Source organism: Geodermatophilus sp. SYSU D00684 (genome assembly GCF_054050455.1).
Genome location: NZ_JBJGZI010000016.1, coordinates 49,085 through 65,954, shown reverse-complemented (window position 1 = coordinate 65,954; position 16,870 = coordinate 49,085). Strand labels below are relative to the sequence as shown.

Sequence of the window (16,870 nt, the reverse complement as noted above, 5' to 3'; positions counted from 1 at the left end):
ACGGTTGCCGGGTGACGGCTCCGAGTGCAGAGCCGCCACCCGGCCGCCGTCGTCAGCTCTGGCCGGCCTTCTCCTTCTCGTACCGCTCGGTCATCGTCGCGACCGCCTGCATCTGCTGGGCGGCGTAGTCCTCGCGCTTGCCCATCGCGTGATCCTTGGCGTTCAGCGACTGCTGCGCGTGCGAGACGTCGCCGCCCTGGAAGTGCGGCATGACGTGCTGGGCGATCAGCTCCCAGGAGCGCTTCGTGGCCTGCGGGTTGGCCCACTCGTGGCCGAGCAGCAGCATGGCGCCGAAGCCGCCGGACTGGTCCCACAGCCGCTGCACCTGCGCGCGGGCGTCCTCGACGGTGCCGATCGCGCCGACCCCCGCCTCGTTGATGAAGTCGATCATCTCCTTGGCGTCGCCGCCCTCGACCGCCATCTGCGGGAACGCCGCCGTCTTCTGGAAGTAGCGGAACCAGGTCTCGATGCCGTACTGCACGTCGGCGTAGGCCTGCTCGCGGGTCTCGGCCACGTGCATGAGCCCGACCAGCCGCCAGTCGCGCCGCGACACCGTCTGGCCGTGGTGGGCGGCCCGCTCCTCGACGACGTTCCAGTGGTGGGCGAGGGCGTCGAAGCCGTCCCTGGTCAGCGTGGCGCCGATCGACAGCAGCCCGACGCCGTGCCGTCCGGCCATCCGCGGCCCGGTGGGGGAGGCGACGGCGGCGACCGCGATGTCGAAGCACGGCTGGGTGTAGGGCCGCAGGTGCAGGCGGGCGTTGACCAGGTTGTGCGTCTTGGTCTGCTCGGTGACCGTCTCCCCGCGCAGCAGCCGCATGATGATGTCGAGGTCGACCTCGAGCAGTTCGCGGGTGTCGGTGGGGTTGAGGCCGAGCATCATCGAGTCGGTCGGCAGCGAGCCGGGGCCGCAGCCGAGCATCGCCCGCCCGCGGGTGAGGTGGTCGAGCAGCACCATGCGCTCGGCCACCCAGAGCGGGTTGTGGTACGCGATCGAGGTGACGCCGGTGCCCAGCTTGATGTGCTTCGTCCGCTCGGCGGCCGCGGCGATGAAGATCTCCGGCGAGGCGATGATCTCCGTGCCGGCCGAGTGGTGTTCACCGATCCAGGCCTCGTCGTAGCCCAGCCGGTCGAGGTGCTCGACCAGTTCGAGGTCGCGCTGCAGCGCGAGCGTGGGGTTCTCGCCGGCGGGGTGGAACGGGGCCAGGAAGGTGCCGAAACGCAGCCGGTCCATGGGTCCTCCTCGGGTTCGGAATGGCGCCCATAGTGGTGCAGGTCACACCCGGCTGGCGAGAGTCAGCCGAGGACGAAGGCCGTGGACGACGAGTTGTCCGCGTTGATGCACGCGCCGATCACCGTGAGCCGGTCGCCGGTGAGCGCCACCCGGCCGAAGGTGCCCTGGCCCTCGCACAGCCGGGCGTCGTCGATCTGCCCGCCGGACTCCAGGTCGAGCGTGACCACGCCGGACTCCACCTCGAACCCGGCCACCGCCAGGTAGGCCACCCGTCCGTCGGGGGAGACGGCGAGGTCGGCCGGGGGACGATCGGTGCCGGGGATCGGGTGCGTGGCGGTCACCTCGCCGTCCTCGACGACCGTCACACGGAACGGGTCGTCGCCGTGGACGGTGAGCGTGACGACCGCGTCGCCGTCCTCGGTTAGCCGCAGCGCGGACGGGATGCTGGCCGGGCGGTCGGAGGCCAGCTCGACGAGCTCGGCCCGCCTCAGGTCCTCGGCCCAGGTGCCCAGGACGGCGACGTCGGCCAGGTCGAGCGCGCGGGCGTCGCTCATGAGCGCGACCGGCCCGTCCGGTCCGGCGGCGAGGTCCTTCACGGTGAGGCCGGGAGCGAGGTCGGCGGTCGCCTGCAGCGCGCCGGTGGCCGGGTCGACCGCGGCCACCCGACCCTCGGCCACCACGTACAGCCGGCGGCCGTCGGGGGAGAGGGCGGCGGCCTCCCCGGCGACGCCCAGCTCGACGGTGCCGCCGCCCACGGTGGTCAGCCGGCCCGGGCCGAGGACGAGGACGGCGCCGTCGGGCCCCACGAACAGCTGCTCGCCGGGGCCGTCCAGCCGCTGCACGTCGCCGACGCCGTCCTCACCGACCGGCGCTAAGTAGGTGACGGACTGGTCGGCGCTGTCGGCGAGGAGGACGAGCGCGCCGTCCGGCCCGGCCGCCAGGTCGAGGACGTCCACGCCGGCGGGCGCGACGGCGTCGAGGTCGGCGGTGCCGAGGAGCTCCGTGAAGGTCGTCGGCGCGGGGCTGGGGTCGCCCTCCACGCCGGTGCATCCCGCGGCCAGCAGTGCGAGGAGGGCAGCGGCGGCGGCGTGGAGGGCGGGCATGCGAGAGCTCCGGAGGTGGGGAGCCGAGTGTGGGACCGGCCCGCGCAGGGCGGCAACACGGCGTCGTGGTCTGATGCCTGCGGATGGTCCCCGGGCCCGCGGGCCCCGATCCGGAGGTGCACTCGTGGCTGACGCCGAGGTCCTGCTCGAGGTCGACGGCGGCGTGGCGGTGGTGACGCTCAACGCGCCCGACCGTCGCAACGCGCTGACGCCGCAGATGGCCGGCGAGCTGATCGACGTCTTCGACGAGGTGGACGCCAAGCCGGAGGTCGGGGCGCTCGTCGTCCGGGCGGTGGGGAAGTCGTTCTGCGCGGGCGGCGACATCGGGACGCTGACCAGCGCCGGCAAGGACCCCGCCGCGCCCGACGCCTACGAGGGCATGGGCCGCATCTACGACTCCTTCTACCGGCTGGGCCAGGTCAAGGTGCCGACCATCGCCGCCGTCCGCGGGTCCGCCGTCGGCGCCGGGATGAACATGCTGCTGGCCGCCGACCTGCGGATCGTCGCGGACGACGCCCGGCTGCTGGCCGGCTTCCTCAAGCGCGGCATGCACCCCGGCGGCGGGCACTTCGTCATCCTGTCCCGGCTGATCGGCCGCGAGGCCGCCGCGGCGATGGCGCTGTTCGGCGAGGAGATCAACGGGACGAAGGCCGTGGAGCTGGGCCTGGCGTGGGAGTCGGTGGACGACGCCGCCGTGGAGGACCGCGCCCTCGAGCTGGCCCGCCGCGTGGCCGCCGACCCGGAGCTCGCCCGCGTGGCCGTGGGCAACTTCCGCAGGGAGGTCGTCAACGGCGCGGTGAGCTGGGAGGTCGCCACCCAGTTCGAGCGCCCCGCGCAGATGTGGTCGATGCGCCGGTCCGCCAAGGACTGAGACCGCTCACACCGCCTCGGGGACGTGCAGGTGGGCGAGGACGAGGTCCATCTCGGCCACGTCCACGATCTTGGCGCCGAGGGCCTGCGCGAACTGCTCGCGCAGCGAGCGCGCGTGCCTGCGCACCAGCCCCGCGGCGTCGCGGTCCTCGAAGCTGGTGACGCTGACCGTCCGGCCGAGGCGCCGGTCGACCAGCATGCTGACGCTGCAGAAGCCGGGCAGCTCCTGGAGCTTGGGCAGCAGGTTGTGCCGGTAGGCGTCGAGCAGGCCGTCGAGGTGGTTCGGCGCGATGCGGGCCCAGGTGACCTGTGCGCCGGCGCCGTCCCCGGCCGGACGGTCCCGGTGGAGGACCGCGATGTCCCACTCCTGGACGTCGGCGTGCCCGCCGCCGAGGACGTGCAGCAGGCGGTGCTGGACGGTGCGGTCCTCGGTGGCGGTGGCGCGCATGGCCTGCTCGTCCCTCCAGGCGGTCGCCACGATGCAGCGGCCGCTGTCGCGGTCGGCGAGCATGGAGAGGCCGACGCAGCCGTCGGTGGTCTGGACCGTCGGCAGGACGTCGTCGCGCACGTAGGCGATGGCGGCGTCGATGTCGGCCGTGTGGCCGCGGATGCTCGTGGACCGTGCGTGCATGGGCCGCTCTCCTGACCTGGCGGGAACGCCCCTCTTGGCGTCCTGGCTCAGCCTGTCGGCGCTCGGTGCGCGAGGCAATGGCCAGCTGCCGGGCAACCTCGCCAGGCCGGCCCACCTCAGTGGACGGCGCGCTCCTGTCCGGCCCAGTAGGGCTCGCGCAGGGTCCGCTTGAGCACCTTGCCGACGGGGGAGAGGGGTAGCGCGTCGACGACGTCCATCGACCTCGGCGTCTTGTACCCGGCCAGCCGGTCGGCGCAGAAGGCCCGCAGCTCCTCGAGGGTGACGGCGGCGCCGGCCGAAGGGACGACGACGGCGTGCACGCGCTCGCCCCACGTCTCGTCGGGGACCCCGATGACCGCGCAGGTGGCCACCGCCGGGTGCTGGGCGAGCACGTTCTCCACCTCGACGGAGTACACGTTCTCCCCGCCGGAGATGATCATGTCCTTGATGCGGTCGGTGAGGTACACGTAGCCCTCGTCGTCCATCCAGCCGGCGTCGCCGGTGTGCATCCAGCCGCCGCGCAGCGCCTCGGCGGTCTCCTCCGGCCGGTCCCAGTAGCCGAGCATCACGTGGCCGCCGCGGACCACGATCTCCCCGACCTCCCGGCGGGGGAGCTCGACGTCGTCCGGGCCGACGACGCGCACCTCGGCGTGCGGGGCGGCGCGCCCGACCGAGCGCCGGTGCGCCGGGTCCTCGTGGTCCTCGGCCGTGAGCAGGGTGGCCACCGGGGCGACCTCGGTCATGCCGTAGGCCTGCAGGAAGCGGGCGTTGGGCAGGGTCTTCATCGCCCGGCCGAGCAGGGCGTCGGACATGGGGGAGGCGCCGTACCCCACCCGGCGGACGCTGCTCAGGTCGAACTCGTCGACCCGTGGGTGGTCGACCACCAGCTGGATCATCGTGGGGACCAGCAGCAGGTCGGTGACGCCGTGCTCCTGGACGGCGGTCAGCACGGCGACCGGGTCGAACGCCGGGATCATCACCTGGGTGCCGCCGATCACCAGGGCGCCGACCCAGTTGGAGAAGGCGGCGAGGTGGAACATGGGCGCGGAGTGCAGGCCCACCCCGCCGGGCGGGAAGTGGTTGGCGACCAGTGTGCCCATCGACGACGTCAGCAGGTTGTCGTGGCTGAGCATGACGCCCTTGGACCGGCCGGTGGTGCCGCCGGTGTAGAAGACGCCGGCGAGGGCGTCGCCCCCGCGGCGGGCGTCCTCGACCGGCTCGTGCCCGTCCACGAGCTCCTCGACCGCGAGCATGCCCTCGGGGGTCGGGCCGTCGCCGGCGTGCACGAGGTGCTCCAGGCGCGGGTGGGCCGCCCGGATCGGCTCGGTGAATGCGGCGAAGACGTCGTCGACGACGAGGACCCGGGCGTCGACCTCGGCGAGGGAGTCGGCGATCTCGGGGACGCTCCACCGGATGTTGACCGGGACGACGACGCCGCCGGCCCACAGCGTCGCGCCGAGGAACTCGTGGTAGCGGTCGGAGTTCAGGGACAGGACGGCCGCGCGCTCGCCGTCCCGGATCCCGAGCTGCTGGAGAGCGGCGGCCAGGCGGGCGATCCGGTCGACGGACTCGGCGTGGGTGCGAGTGCGGCCGGCGCAGACGGTGGCGATCTCGTCCGCGCGTTGCTGGACGTGGCGGTGCAGACCCTGGGTGACGTACACGGTGCCGACCTCCCGATCCGGGTGGGACCCGGAGCGTCGCGACGACGCGTTCTGCGGCGACAGAGGCGGACGGCCCTGGGATCGTGGCGCCGTCACCGAGGGCGCCCCGGTGTCGCAGCGTGTTCCGTCGGTGACGCTCGGCCGCTAGCGTCGCCGCGCGTGACCGCCGCCGTCCCGACGCCCCGCCTGCCCGACACCGCGCCGGCCGACGTCCCGCTGCCCGATCCGCGGTCGGCCGTCGCCGAGGCGGCCCGGCTGGCCGCGATCGCCAGCTACCGGCTGCCGGGGCACGCCGGGGTGTCCGACCTCGACGCCGTCGTCGCCTACATGGCACGGACGGTGGAGGCGCCGATCGCGGTCATCAACCTGGTCGGCCCGGACGAGCAGTGCTTCCCGGCCGAGCGGGGTGCGGGCGCGCCGTACTCGCACGTGCCCGACGAGCTGTCGTTCTGCGCGTACGTGGTGGCGCTGCGGGCGCCGCTGCAAGTGGCCGACGCGCTCGACCACCCCGTGTTCCGCGACAACCCGGCCGTGGCGGCCGGCGCGATCCGGTCCTACCTCGGGGTGCCGCTGATCGACGAGGACGGCTTCGTCCTCGGCTCATTGGGCGTCTTCGACGACGAGCCGCGGGCCTTCTCCCTGGCCGAGCAGGAGCTGCTCGAGAACCAGGTCCGGCTGGTGCGCAGCGTGCTGTCGCTGCGGCGCCGGGTGGCCGCGCACCGGTGGGACGGCGAGCTGCTGGCCGCGCAGGGCCGGACGCTGGAGACGGTGGCGGCCGGCCTGCCGCTGGAGACGGTGCTCGAGACGCTGGCCTCGGCGACGGCGGGGCTGGCCGCGGACGCGGACGCGGACCAAGCCGTGCGGCTGCAGGAAACCGTGGACCGGCTGACCGCGGTGGCGACCAAGGCCGACGGCTGGAAGCAGGCGCTGCTGCGGTCGGCCCGGCAGGACCCGCTGACCGGGCTGGCCAACCGCAGCCACCTGCTCGACACCGGCCGCGCGGCGCTGGCCGTCGGGGAAGCGGTGCTGTTCGTGGACGTCGACCGGTTCAAGGAGGTCAACGACCGCGGTGGGCACGCGGTGGGGGACCAGCTGCTCGTGCGGCTCGCCGACCGGCTGCGCCGGCACGTGGAGAGGGAGCTGCCGGGGGCGGTGGTCGGCCGGCTGGGCGGGGACGAGTTCGTGGCGCTCCTGCCCGGGGTGGACGCTGCTAAGGCTGAGGCTGAGGCCATCGGTCACGGGCTGGCTGCTGTGCTGGTGGACGAGGTCGAGGTGGAACGACGAACCGTACGGGTGTCGGCATCGATCGGGCTGGCGATGGCGTCCGCCGGGACGACGTTGGACGAGGTCCTCTCGCTCGCGGACCGCGCCATGTACGGCGCCAAGGAGCGCGGCCGCGGGGTACTGCACGTGGTCGACCCGGGGGATGAGCCGACGTAGAGATACGTCCTCGTTGGTTCAGATGCCACCCTGCTCATCGACTCCGGGGTAGAGCTAAAGTGCCAGCCGAACCTTTCGATCCCGTCGTCACCGCTGTGCGCTTGGGTGTCCGCCTTACTTGCTCGTCGCACACCCCAAAGCGTCGAAAAGGTTGTGACGCGGACCACGGCGCGCCGTCCCCGGAGACTGTCAGCGGGGCGACATAGCCTGCCGCGCGTGCCCTCCCATCCAGCCTGTGCACCAGGCCTTCGCCGCGCGGGCTTGCAAGATCATCCGGCTGGGAGGGTGTGATTTAGGCGGGCGCCAGCGAGTCGATGCCAGGGCGTCGACACCTCACCGGTAAGTTAAGGGGCATTGTGAAGGGAATCTCGGCCTGATGGCGCGTTCACCTCAGCGTTATGCCGCAGTGTCACTGTTCGCCGGCTGCGGAGGGATGGATCTAGGAGCCGAGCACAGCGGGCGTGCTCGTGTCGTGTGGGCAATCGACAATGAGAAGTGGGCGGTGGAAACGTATCGCCGCAACATCGGTAAGCATATTCAGTGTGCCGACATCACACAGACAGCCGTCCCTGACGTGCCATGTGACATCTTGCTCGCCGGGCCTCCGTGCCAGGACTACTCCACTCTGTGGAACCATGACGGACTCAAGACCGCCCGGGGCAACCTGTTCCGGGAAGTCGCACGTTTCCTGAACGAGCTTCAGCCGGCTGCCTTCGTACTTGAGAACGTGCCCGGCCTCCTGTCTGCCAATCGGGGCACAGCGTGGACCCTGGTTCGCCATGCCCTTCGCTCGCCCGGGAGTTTCACCGACTCGAAGCGGGCTCACCCTGGTGTCCGCTATGACATCAGTGCCCAGGTGATCGACATGGCGGATCTCGGCGTGCCGCAGCACCGGGAGCGCCTAATCGTCGTTGGGATTCGACGGGACCTGGGCGTCCGGCCCCCTGTCATTCCGACGCCCTTCGCCGGAAGTCCATTGACGGTAGCGGACGCGCTGGACGCCAATCCGCTCCCTGAGAACGCCCCAAACCATGAGCGAGGAATTGATTCTGCCGAGGTGGTTGAGCGACTCAAGCTCATTCCGCCGGGGTCCAACTACGAGGTCATTCCCAAGGATCATCCCCTTGCCGTCAAGGGCCTGATCAGCCATGTCTATCGCCGACTAGACCCGTCGAAGCCTGCTTATACAATTATCGCTGGAGGCGGTGGTGGCACTCATGGATACCATCACGTGGAGCCGCGACGTTTGAGCAACCGCGAGAAGGCTCGACTGCAGGGCTTTCCTGATGACTTTATCTTCGAACACGGTTGCGGACCTGGCCTGCGCGAATTCCGATCGGCGTATCCACGGGTCCGCCGGCAGATCGGCAACGCCGTGCCGCCGACGGCGGCGGAGGTGATCGTGGGAGCGGTCGCTGAGACGTTGAAGCAGGCCGGCGTCCGTCCGCGGACGGCTCGAGAGCTGGCTGGAGCCCAACGACAGCGACCCAGTCGTCCTGCGGAGGCGACCAAGCATGCCCAGGGAGTGGCAGGTTGATGGCAGGCGAGACCGGTGACCGAGCCGACGTGACGCACGAGCTGCCGGTGGTGCGAGCGCTGCGCTCCCTCTCGGTGTTCTCAGCCGACCAGAGCGGGGCGTATCGCGAACACTTCGCCGAGCTGGCGCAGGTGCTCGGCGACGACGTGGAGACTCGGCTGTCGCGGTACGTCCGGGGCTGGGCGCGTGAGGGCAAGGCTGGGACCGTATTGCTGACCGGCAATGCAGGCACCGGAAAGACCGCGGTCGCCGAGGCATACAGCCGCACGGTGGGGGCTGGCCTGCCAGAGGACGACGGGCCTGTCGAGGTGGCTCCCGGCAAGTGGGTGATCAAGGACCTCTCAGGCCTGCCCACCCCTGCGGCCCGCTTGTCGGCGCTGCAGTTGATCCTTGACGCCGTCGAGCACGGTGGGCAGGCGCTGGTATGTGCCAACGAGGGCGTCATGCGCGACGTTCTTGAAGAACTCGGGCACGCCGACGTGGCTACCGCGCTCGAGGAGGCGCTGCGTCAGGGAGCAGCACGGGCAGGGCTGATCACCGTGGTGAACGCCAACCGTCAGCGGCCGACGGCGGCCCGGCTGTGGTCGCAGCTGCTGCATTACGTTTCCCGGGAAGAGCTTTGGGACGGCTGCGCCGGGTGCCCGTTCGAGACGGCCGGTTGCCCCATGCGCAGCAATGCTGAGGCACTGCGCGATCCCGAGGTGGGGGAGCAGTTGAGACTCCTCGTCCGGCTCGGCACTGGAGAGGCCGTGCCCACGTTGCGCGAAGTGCTGGCCATCTTGTCGTGGGCCATCGTCGGCGACCTCACGTGCGCGGATGTCAAACGCGGTGTCCGGGACAAGGACAAGGACGCGTTCACGGCCACGTCGGGCTACTTCACCCGCGTTGTGGGCGGTGGCCTCAGCGCCGAGGCGATCGAGCGCTCCCCCCTGCTGTCCGGCATGCGGCGCGCCCGCCTAGGCGAAGTGAGCGACCTAGAGGTGGACGGCTGGCTGCGCGACACTGCGGGCGCGCCGTATGGCGTGCGCTTGTTGGCCGGGGATCCGCAACTTGTCGCGAACGGCGTCGCCGACGGCGAGGAGCGGGACGCCGTTCGAGGACGGTTGTCTGGATTGTCCGGCAGCCGCTCCCCGTTGGACAGGGTGAACACCCGGCAACGGGCGATGACGTTCTCTGCTCTCGGTGAGATGGTGAGCACCGACGAGGACCTAACTCGGGTGGAGGACGGGCTCGCCGCCCTGGTGGATAGCGACGACAGCTCGGCCTACCCCGGCCAAGCGCTGTGGCGCCAGCGACTCTATTTCGAGGCTGCTCCGGAGCTTGGTGGGGCGGCTGCCGCGGCCCGGCGACTCCTCGACTTCCGCTATCTACCCGACCTCGTCGCCTTGGCTGAGAAGGCTGCGGCCGGCCAAGACACGTTCGCGGATCGCATGCAATTGGTGCGCGGGCTGAACTTCCTGGTCACCGGATTCGCTAGCCCCACTGAAGGCCTGGTCGTCCCGGATCCCGCATGCCTTTTCGCCCGCGACCCGGGAGCATTCCGTCCGGCGCGACCCTCGCTGGTGCACAGTCTGGTGGCAGTCGAGCGACTTCGCTTGACCGTTCCCGACGCCGGGCTCGTGGAGGACCTACTGGATGTCGACCACGTCGACGTAGACCTCGTCGTAGATGGAGACCGCACCCTGGCGCTTCGAATCCGACCCCGCATGTACGAAGCCATCCGCGAGGCGGCGCAGTACCAGGGGCCAGTGGGACAGGGAGTGGCAGAAATGAACGACCTGCGCAGCTTCTACGGGCGCCTGGCCGACGGTCCGCCGACCGACGACGGTTTGCGGGTAGCCGACCCGGAAAGTTCGCCACCAGCGTTGGTCACGGTCAGTCTTCCGCACTTCGCCGGCCGAGGGCACGGCTGATGCGCCGCGACCCCAGGCTCTCGCCAGGCAGCATCGCTGAAGCGCTGTACACCCTCGATCCCGACCGGGACGAGCGCGCACCCCAGTTATGCGCTGAGACGCTGTTGACGCTCGCCCAGAATGGCTACCAGGCCCCGGCGGACACCGATGATTTGCGCAGTCCCAAGCGGAAGAACTACGCCGTGCGCAGCCTCGCGCTCGGAGAAAACTTTCTCGGTGGCCTCGACGACGACCGTGCTGGCGATGAGTCGACCACTCCGGCGGCTTACGGCGCGAAGCTGGCGGCCGGCCAGGAGGTCCGTGAGTCAGCGAACCTGCGACTCGCCCGCGCGACCCTTGACGGACTCGTAGACCCCGACACCCAGCGCGGCCAGAAGGGCGCCTGGCTGCTTAGGCCCTTTCACGAGTCGCTGCTCTGGTACGACGCCCGCAAGCCGAGCCCACGGCGGGCCGACTACTCAGTACGCAAGGTTTACATGCGTGGTAGCGGGATTACCCTGGCGCGGTTGCTGCTCGACCCGGTGGATCCCGGCGACGCCGAGCTTGGAAGGCGCGCCGTAGACGCGATCCGCGACGCCCTGACCGCGCCGAGCCCGCTCTCGCAGATCAACTTGCGACTTGAGTCAGCGCTGGCCGGGGTGGACGCCTATAACCGCGTGCCAGAGCTGGAACAGGACGAGCGCGACGCTTGGGAGCAGGGCAGGCACGAGAGTCTCCAGGATTTTGCCTCCCGGCTGTGTCGGCACGCTGAAGGCGTGATGATGCAGGGAGGGGCCAGCGGCCCAGCGAAGCTGTGGCAACTACGCACCATCCTGGCTCTCGACCTCGCCGCACACACTTTGCGCACTGCCTGGGATGCGACCGACACACCGGGGCAGGACCGCTTCTTGCTACTCAGCTTCGGCGGCCTGGCTCGCGCAGCTGACCCGGTGCGCCAGCGGTCCGAAGACTCGTATCGTCGCGCACGCATCCGCCTCGGCGAGGCCACGGTGCTGACGCTGGCCCGTCGCATGCACCACCTCAAGGCGGAGAAGGTCATCAACTGGCCCAGCGAGTTCGAGCCGCGCAGCGGCCTTGCTGGAGCGGACGCCGACAGCATCAGCAGCCAGCTGGCGCGACTCCCTCATGACAGTCCGCTTGAGGACTATATGAGGCTGGCGCGCACCGCCGTGGAGAACGCTAATTACAGCCGGTCCGAGGATGGTTTCCGGGTCCTGCTCGACTCTGTCGGGCTGCTAGCGGGCACGCGCTACCGATATCTCACGGCCACGCCGGACCTGCTGGCCGCACTTGTCGGGGCCCTGTCGGCAGATATGCCTATGTCCAGTCGCGAGTTCTTCGCCGCAGTGCGTCAAGAGTGGGGATTTGTGATCAATCAGGAGTCATCGGCCGGCACTGATCTCAGCGGCCAGGTCGACGGCAGCAGCTTGGAGCGCAACGCCCGGAGGGCGGAGCGATTGATGTCCGAGGCCGGCCTAGCCCTGGGACTGTCGGACCGCACTATGGTCGTCGGGGAGCGAGCCGCGAGGTCGCAGGCATGAGTCAGCGGCTCGGAGCAGCGTTGGCCGCGCACATCCGGCGAATGCCCGGTGGCGCGGCGAAGTTTGTACTTGTCGAAGGCGTGCCAGTGTCCTTGGCCGAGGGCATGGCTGGGGCCTGGGGTGACGACCTTCCTCCCCTCGCCGTCGTATCTGCTGAGCCGGGCCGCTTTGGTCCCTATGCGCTCGCGGACACGTCGGGCACGGCACTGCGGAACCGCCGCGGTGAGGCAGGCGCCCGAGGCGTGGTCCTCGTCCTCTGCGAGGGCGAACAGGTGCCCGACCGACAGTCGCTGAATCTGTTCGAGTCAGTCTCGCCGAGCGTGCTCCTCGAGGGCCCTGCCGGTCTGGGGCTGCTCGCTCAGCAGCAGCCTGCGGTGGCCCTGGACGGTCCGGCCCGCGCGGTTCGTGATGCCATCGCTCGGGCCGGCATCGCGAGCCGGCCGAGCGCTGCGGCTGTCGCTTCTTATCTTGATCGGCTTGCGGCCGGCGAGCCCCCCTTGCAGGCACTCCCGGTGCTCGGCGCATTTCGGGACCTCTCTGCCGGTGATCGTGTGGAGGGGGACCGCATCGGCGACAATCTGGCGTTGGCCGCCCGCCGCACGAGCGAGGATCTCCTGCGTCCCGCGGCCTACCCTGACCTGCGTCGCCGCACGGAGACGGTGCTCGCGCGGCGTCCGGGGCTGCGCGGCGACAAGGGTGCCATCACTGTCGCGGCTGACGAAGTGATGCGCGCGCTGCAAGTCGGAGACGATCGCCTGCTCACCCTGCTGCAGTACGACGAGGCCAAGGAGATCCTGGAGCAGAAGAGCCAGGACTTGGTCGGGGCGGTCACGGCTGCACTGAACGACTATCAGAATGGATTGCCGCCCGAAGGACAGGCGGCGGCGTTGCCCTGGGACAACTATCTGCGCCGCGCGCAGTCTCTCCGTCGCGCTGCCGAACAGAAGCAGGCGGCGCAGGAGCTGCTCGACCTGGACGAGGCCCAGCGGCGCGCCATCTTCCCTCGGACGACGCGAACCAAGCTTGAGCGGCTTCTCCGCGACAAGGCAATCAACGGCAGCAATCCGTCCTGCCCCGAGGCGGCCCTAGTTAAAGCCACGCAGCAACTGGGGGGCCTGATTCACCGAGTGCAGGTGCTGAGCCCACTGCCGCCTGCCTCGCAGGCCAACAACCGCAGCGGAGCCGGGCGGGTGCTTACGCTGGCATGTGCTCGACTGCGGCTAGGCGCACTCATGCGACGCTGGGATCGCACCGGCGGGGAGATCGACGGGCTCCTCTTGCAGCGTGCTGACGAAGGCGACGTCCTGGCGGCCTTTGCGGACGCCGACCTAGCCTCCTCCACCGACCTCCCCCCGCTGCAGCTCAGGTTGCATGGTGAAGACGCTACGGTGCAGGTCGACTGGCGTCCCGACCTCGATGATGCAGCCCTGCTGCGGGCGGCACTGCTGTTTGCTGAACAACCCGCGCTGACGTTGTCCATGCCGGAGGAGCCGACGCTGCGCGCCTTTTGTGGTGCGACAGCCAACGTGTCCGCTGGGTCCGTGCCCGACCCGCTGTTGCCGCTGGCCAACGAGCTCACCAGCTTGGCCCAGAACATGCTCGAGTTCGGGATGGACTCCCGCCTCCTCGTCGCTTGGGCCGGGACCTGGACTCAGGCATGCCAGGCCGCCGAGGAGATCGGCGACACCGCGTACGCGTCCAGTCTCGCCTTGGCAGGCGCAGTCATCGGTGGCGACCGTGCCGCCGCGCTTACGGGGCTTGCGCCCCTAAAGGCTGAGTGGCTGGCCCAGTACCTTGACGCGCTCTGGGAACTGCTGGGGCAGGCCGAGGAGCCAGACAGCGACGCCAAGCCGACGGAAGCGACGACCGCAGCGGTGGCGCGTACTACCGCGTCCCAGCACCCGGCCTACCTCACCCTGCGTACGCAGGACCGGCCGATCGTCCCCACCAGCGAGGGGCGGTTGTGGAGCCTCTACGGAGGCAAGGTCGCGCGCGACGAGAGCGGCTATGCGACCACCGCGCTGACAGATGTGCTCGGTCGCCTCCTTTCTCTGCAGCCAGAAGCCGCCGGTCACCTCCGGTGCCTGGCGTGGGGGCCTGGCGCCGCGGATCTTCTAGCCGCGCAAGCGGCCCAGGTGATAGGCCGCAAGGTCGGGGGCGCAATCGTCGGCAAGATCGAGATTTTTTGCGTCGGACAAGGGCTGCAAAGCCGGCCTACTTGGCAAACCTTGGCGACCGCGGACGATCAGCTGCGAGGCAGCCGCGACGTTCTGGAGCTGCGTTACCTCGACACCCTCGAGGACGCCAAGCGGGTCCTGCATCCTGCCGGTGGCGCGCCCGCGGTCCACCTTGCGCTGGTCACCGGCATTACCGACGGCGGCTCACGGCTGCAGGTTTACCCCACTGAGGTGGAGCCGCCCCAGCTGGACAGCGAGGTCCTCTTCGCTCCCCGCACGTGGCAGCGCCCGCGGCAGGCGGGGCGCACCTTGCTCATGCCTCCCGCTACCACGGCCACTGGCCAGGCCTGGCTAAGGCTGCAGAACGCAGTGGAGGACTCCTGGCCCGAGCCAGGCGACCCGTTGCGCGTCCATGAGGCTCGCACCGGCACCTTGGACATCGCCGCTCAGTTGAAGCAGGTGCACGAGCTGGCCCTCTGGGTCGCCATGCTCGACCGCTACGCCACTCGAGACAGTCTGGAGCAGGCTCTCGGCGCCGACGAGGTCGCCATCCTCCACCAAGAGCGTCGGCTCGGCGGAGACAGCCCCCTCTCGCTCGTGCTCAGCCAGAAATCCGGTGGTCCGGCCGACCGCGCGATCGGTCGCAGTCTCCGGGCAGCGGGCATCGTGGCAGAGCCAGACGTGGCCTTCGGCATCGGCACCGACATCCGCAAGGTTGCTAGCCAGGGCTACGGCATCCTCGCGCTTGAGGCAGCCACCAGCGGTGCCGGTATCAACGAGCTTGTCGGCCATTGTGTTGCCTTTAGCCTCCTGGCCACCACGACGACTCCTTGGCCACTGCCGCCGGGCTGCCGAGTGTTGTTGATCAGCCTCGACGAGTACCGGCACTGGTTCCGCGGCAAGCGCGCGGACCTGCTAGCTATCGCCCTCGACCCGACGGAAAAGGGGGTGCACATCGCGGCGATCGAAGTCAAGGCCCGGCGCAGCGATGAAACGGACGCTGCCGGCGGTGCCCTGGACCAGCTCAGCCAGACCCTGGCTGCGACGCGCTGGGCTGCCTATCCAGAGCGAGGCTCAGTGCACAGCCGGCTATGGCTGAACCGCATCACTGAGGCTGCCTACTCGGTGGCACGCGAGTCCCGGTTCAAGCTGGATTCGGATGAAATCGCGGCACTGGAAGCCTTCCGCCGGGGGGAAGGAACCCTGGAGTGGGCCGGCGTCGGGCTCGTCTTCGGCCCTGGCGTCTCCGAGTTCCACCGGCACTACCCACAGGAGGTCGCAGGGGACATCGTTCCTGTGGCCTTGCACAGCATCAAGCTGACTGAGGAACTATTGCTCAAGGCCACCTCGGTCCGGCTCACAGAGCTGCGGACTGTTCAGGCTGACGCGCCCCCACTGCCGGGTGGGCGGATCCGGCGCCGCCCGGAGTCAAGGCCCAAGGTTGAGGACTCGGACGTCGATAGCAAGCTCGAGCCAGGCAAAGACCCCCAGAAGTCCGATGGGGCTGCCGATGGCGAGCAGGCGGGCACCTACGGCGGATCCCCGGTAACGACGGCGGCCGACTTTGGCGAGTCGGGAGGCGATCAGGCTCAACCGCCCAGCCCGACCAACCGGGACGGCGACGCCCGCCTTTCGCCGCAGCCACAGGTCTCCGATCGGACGCTCGGCAGTGTGTTCCAGGCACCCGTGCTTGGTTGGGACATCGCGACGGGGGAGGAGGTGCGCTGGCATCCAGCTGGCGCCGGACAGACCGTGCTGCAGAACGGGCACGTGGAAATCTGGGGCTCGTCCGGCATGGGTAAAACACAATTTGTGATGAGCCTGCTTGCCCAGCTCGCTCACCACAGCGGGAGCCGCTTTGGCATCGCCGACTTCAAGAACGACTACAGCGACGAGACTGGCTTCCCGCAGCTGGCCGGGGCCGACTTCCTCGACCTGTGGAACGGCGGGGCCCCCTACAATCCTCTAGCCCTGGACGATCGCAGCGAGCGTGCTATTGCCACCGCCGTCATTGAACTGCGCGACACCGTCGACGAGGCAACTGCCTACTTCACCCGAATGGGTCGTCGGCAACGCGCCAAGCTCGAGAGCTTCCTGAAGGAGGCGTACACAGTGGTGGGCACCGAGAACCGGTGGCCTACCCTGCGCACGCTGGATGCGCTGCTAGACGACGACCTGGCCGGCGTTATGGGAGACTTGACGCGGCACGAACTCTTCCGAGATGGTCCCCCGCTGGGCGACGTGATCGACCGGAATGTGGTCTTCGGGCTGTCCCGGATTCCCGGGAACGGCCAGACCACCATCCTGGCAGCGGGGTTCATCCTCTCCTCGTTGCTTCTCCGCGTGCAGAACCTGCCGCCCGTTCCAAACACGGTGCGTTACGTTGCAGTTGTCGACGAAGCGCATCGCGTCGCCGCCTTTCAAGCGATCAAGACAATGATCCGAGAGGGGCGCTCTAAGGGTCTCGCGGTGGTGCTGGCCACTCAGCAGCCCCTTGACCTGCCCGACGTTGTAGCGGCCAACGCCCAGACGAAGATCTGCTTTGGGCTGCCGGACGCCACGGTCGCAACGATGGCGGCGCGGAAGCTGGATCCCGACAACCCGAGACTCGCTGAGCAGATTCGCACGCTCGGTGTCGGCGAGGCTTTCGTCAGCCTTCGTGGCGATGCTCCGCGCCTGATCAAGATGGCACAGGCTTACCGTGACGGTGTTGCCCTTGGCATACCGAAACTCGGAGGGGAGTGAGCCCAGCGACCGACGGTACGA

The 16,870-nt window shown here is 69.7% G+C and carries 10 protein-coding genes; 6 read left to right on the top strand and 4 right to left on the bottom strand.

Annotated elements, in window-relative coordinates; all coding sequences use genetic code 11:
* Positions 1-52: 52 nt before the first annotated feature.
* Positions 53-1,231 (bottom strand): LLM class flavin-dependent oxidoreductase, encoded by a 1,179-nt coding sequence (locus ACI79L_RS13365; RefSeq protein ID WP_456937256.1) that lies wholly within the window; start codon positions 1,229-1,231, stop codon positions 53-55.
* Between the two features lie 62 nt (positions 1,232-1,293).
* On the bottom strand, positions 1,294-2,334 hold the full coding sequence (locus ACI79L_RS13360; RefSeq protein WP_456937255.1) for a hypothetical protein: 1,041 nt from the start codon (positions 2,332-2,334) through the stop codon (positions 1,294-1,296).
* A gap of 124 nt (positions 2,335-2,458) precedes the next feature.
* On the opposite strand from ACI79L_RS13360, the gene ACI79L_RS13355 reads away from it, so the two are divergent.
* A complete protein-coding gene (locus tag ACI79L_RS13355) occupies positions 2,459-3,205 on the top strand; it encodes an enoyl-CoA hydratase/isomerase family protein (protein WP_456937254.1) in 747 nt (248 codons plus the stop codon).
* A 6-nt stretch (positions 3,206-3,211) separates the two neighbouring features.
* Here ACI79L_RS13355 and ACI79L_RS13350 read toward each other — a convergent pair whose 3' ends face one another.
* On the bottom strand, positions 3,212-3,835 hold the full coding sequence (locus tag ACI79L_RS13350; RefSeq protein ID WP_456937253.1) for a hypothetical protein: 624 nt from the start codon (positions 3,833-3,835) through the stop codon (positions 3,212-3,214).
* A 116-nt stretch (positions 3,836-3,951) separates the two neighbouring features.
* Complete coding sequence (locus ACI79L_RS13345; RefSeq protein WP_456937252.1) at positions 3,952-5,496, bottom strand: acyl-CoA synthetase; 1,545 nt, start codon at positions 5,494-5,496, stop codon at positions 3,952-3,954.
* A 159-nt stretch (positions 5,497-5,655) separates the two neighbouring features.
* On the opposite strand from ACI79L_RS13345, the gene ACI79L_RS13340 reads away from it, so the two are divergent.
* The 5 genes from ACI79L_RS13340 to ACI79L_RS13320 all read left to right on the top strand — a co-directional run bounded on the left by ACI79L_RS13340 (position 5,656) and on the right by ACI79L_RS13320 (position 16,849).
* Complete coding sequence (locus ACI79L_RS13340) at positions 5,656-6,936, top strand: diguanylate cyclase domain-containing protein (protein ID WP_456937251.1); 1,281 nt, start codon at positions 5,656-5,658, stop codon at positions 6,934-6,936.
* A 376-nt stretch (positions 6,937-7,312) separates the two neighbouring features.
* Complete coding sequence (locus tag ACI79L_RS13335; protein WP_456937250.1) at positions 7,313-8,473, top strand: DNA cytosine methyltransferase; 1,161 nt, start codon at positions 7,313-7,315, stop codon at positions 8,471-8,473.
* Positions 8,473-10,386, top strand: a complete 1,914-nt coding sequence (locus ACI79L_RS13330; RefSeq protein ID WP_456937249.1) for a hypothetical protein — start codon at positions 8,473-8,475, stop codon at positions 10,384-10,386. The genes ACI79L_RS13335 and ACI79L_RS13330 overlap by 1 nt, the downstream gene beginning before the upstream one ends.
* Positions 10,386-11,927 carry a hypothetical protein gene (locus ACI79L_RS13325; RefSeq protein WP_456937248.1) on the top strand — a complete coding sequence of 514 codons (1,542 nt, stop codon included), beginning with the start codon at positions 10,386-10,388 and terminating at the stop codon, positions 11,925-11,927. The genes ACI79L_RS13330 and ACI79L_RS13325 overlap by 1 nt, the downstream gene beginning before the upstream one ends.
* Positions 11,924-16,849, top strand: a complete 4,926-nt coding sequence (locus tag ACI79L_RS13320) for a helicase HerA-like domain-containing protein (RefSeq protein WP_456937247.1) — start codon at positions 11,924-11,926, stop codon at positions 16,847-16,849. The genes ACI79L_RS13325 and ACI79L_RS13320 overlap by 4 nt, the downstream gene beginning before the upstream one ends.
* Positions 16,850-16,870: the final 21 nt, after the last annotated feature.

Bases quoted from the DNA above. Each gene is read 5' to 3' on its own strand.
- ACI79L_RS13365 (WP_456937256.1), bottom strand. From the start codon at position 1,231: ATGGACCGGCTGCGTTTCGGCACCTTCCTGGCCCCGTTCCACCCCGCC.
- ACI79L_RS13360 (WP_456937255.1), bottom strand. From the start codon at position 2,334: ATGCCCGCCCTCCACGCCGCCGCCGCTGCCCTCCTCGCACTGCTGGCC.
- ACI79L_RS13350 (WP_456937253.1), bottom strand. From the start codon at position 3,835: ATGCACGCACGGTCCACGAGCATCCGCGGCCACACGGCCGACATCGAC.
- ACI79L_RS13335 (WP_456937250.1), top strand. From the start codon at position 7,313: ATGGCGCGTTCACCTCAGCGTTATGCCGCAGTGTCACTGTTCGCCGGC.
- ACI79L_RS13330 (WP_456937249.1), top strand. From the start codon at position 8,473: ATGGCAGGCGAGACCGGTGACCGAGCCGACGTGACGCACGAGCTGCCG.
- ACI79L_RS13325 (WP_456937248.1), top strand. From the start codon at position 10,386: ATGCGCCGCGACCCCAGGCTCTCGCCAGGCAGCATCGCTGAAGCGCTG.
- ACI79L_RS13320 (WP_456937247.1), top strand. From the start codon at position 11,924: ATGAGTCAGCGGCTCGGAGCAGCGTTGGCCGCGCACATCCGGCGAATG.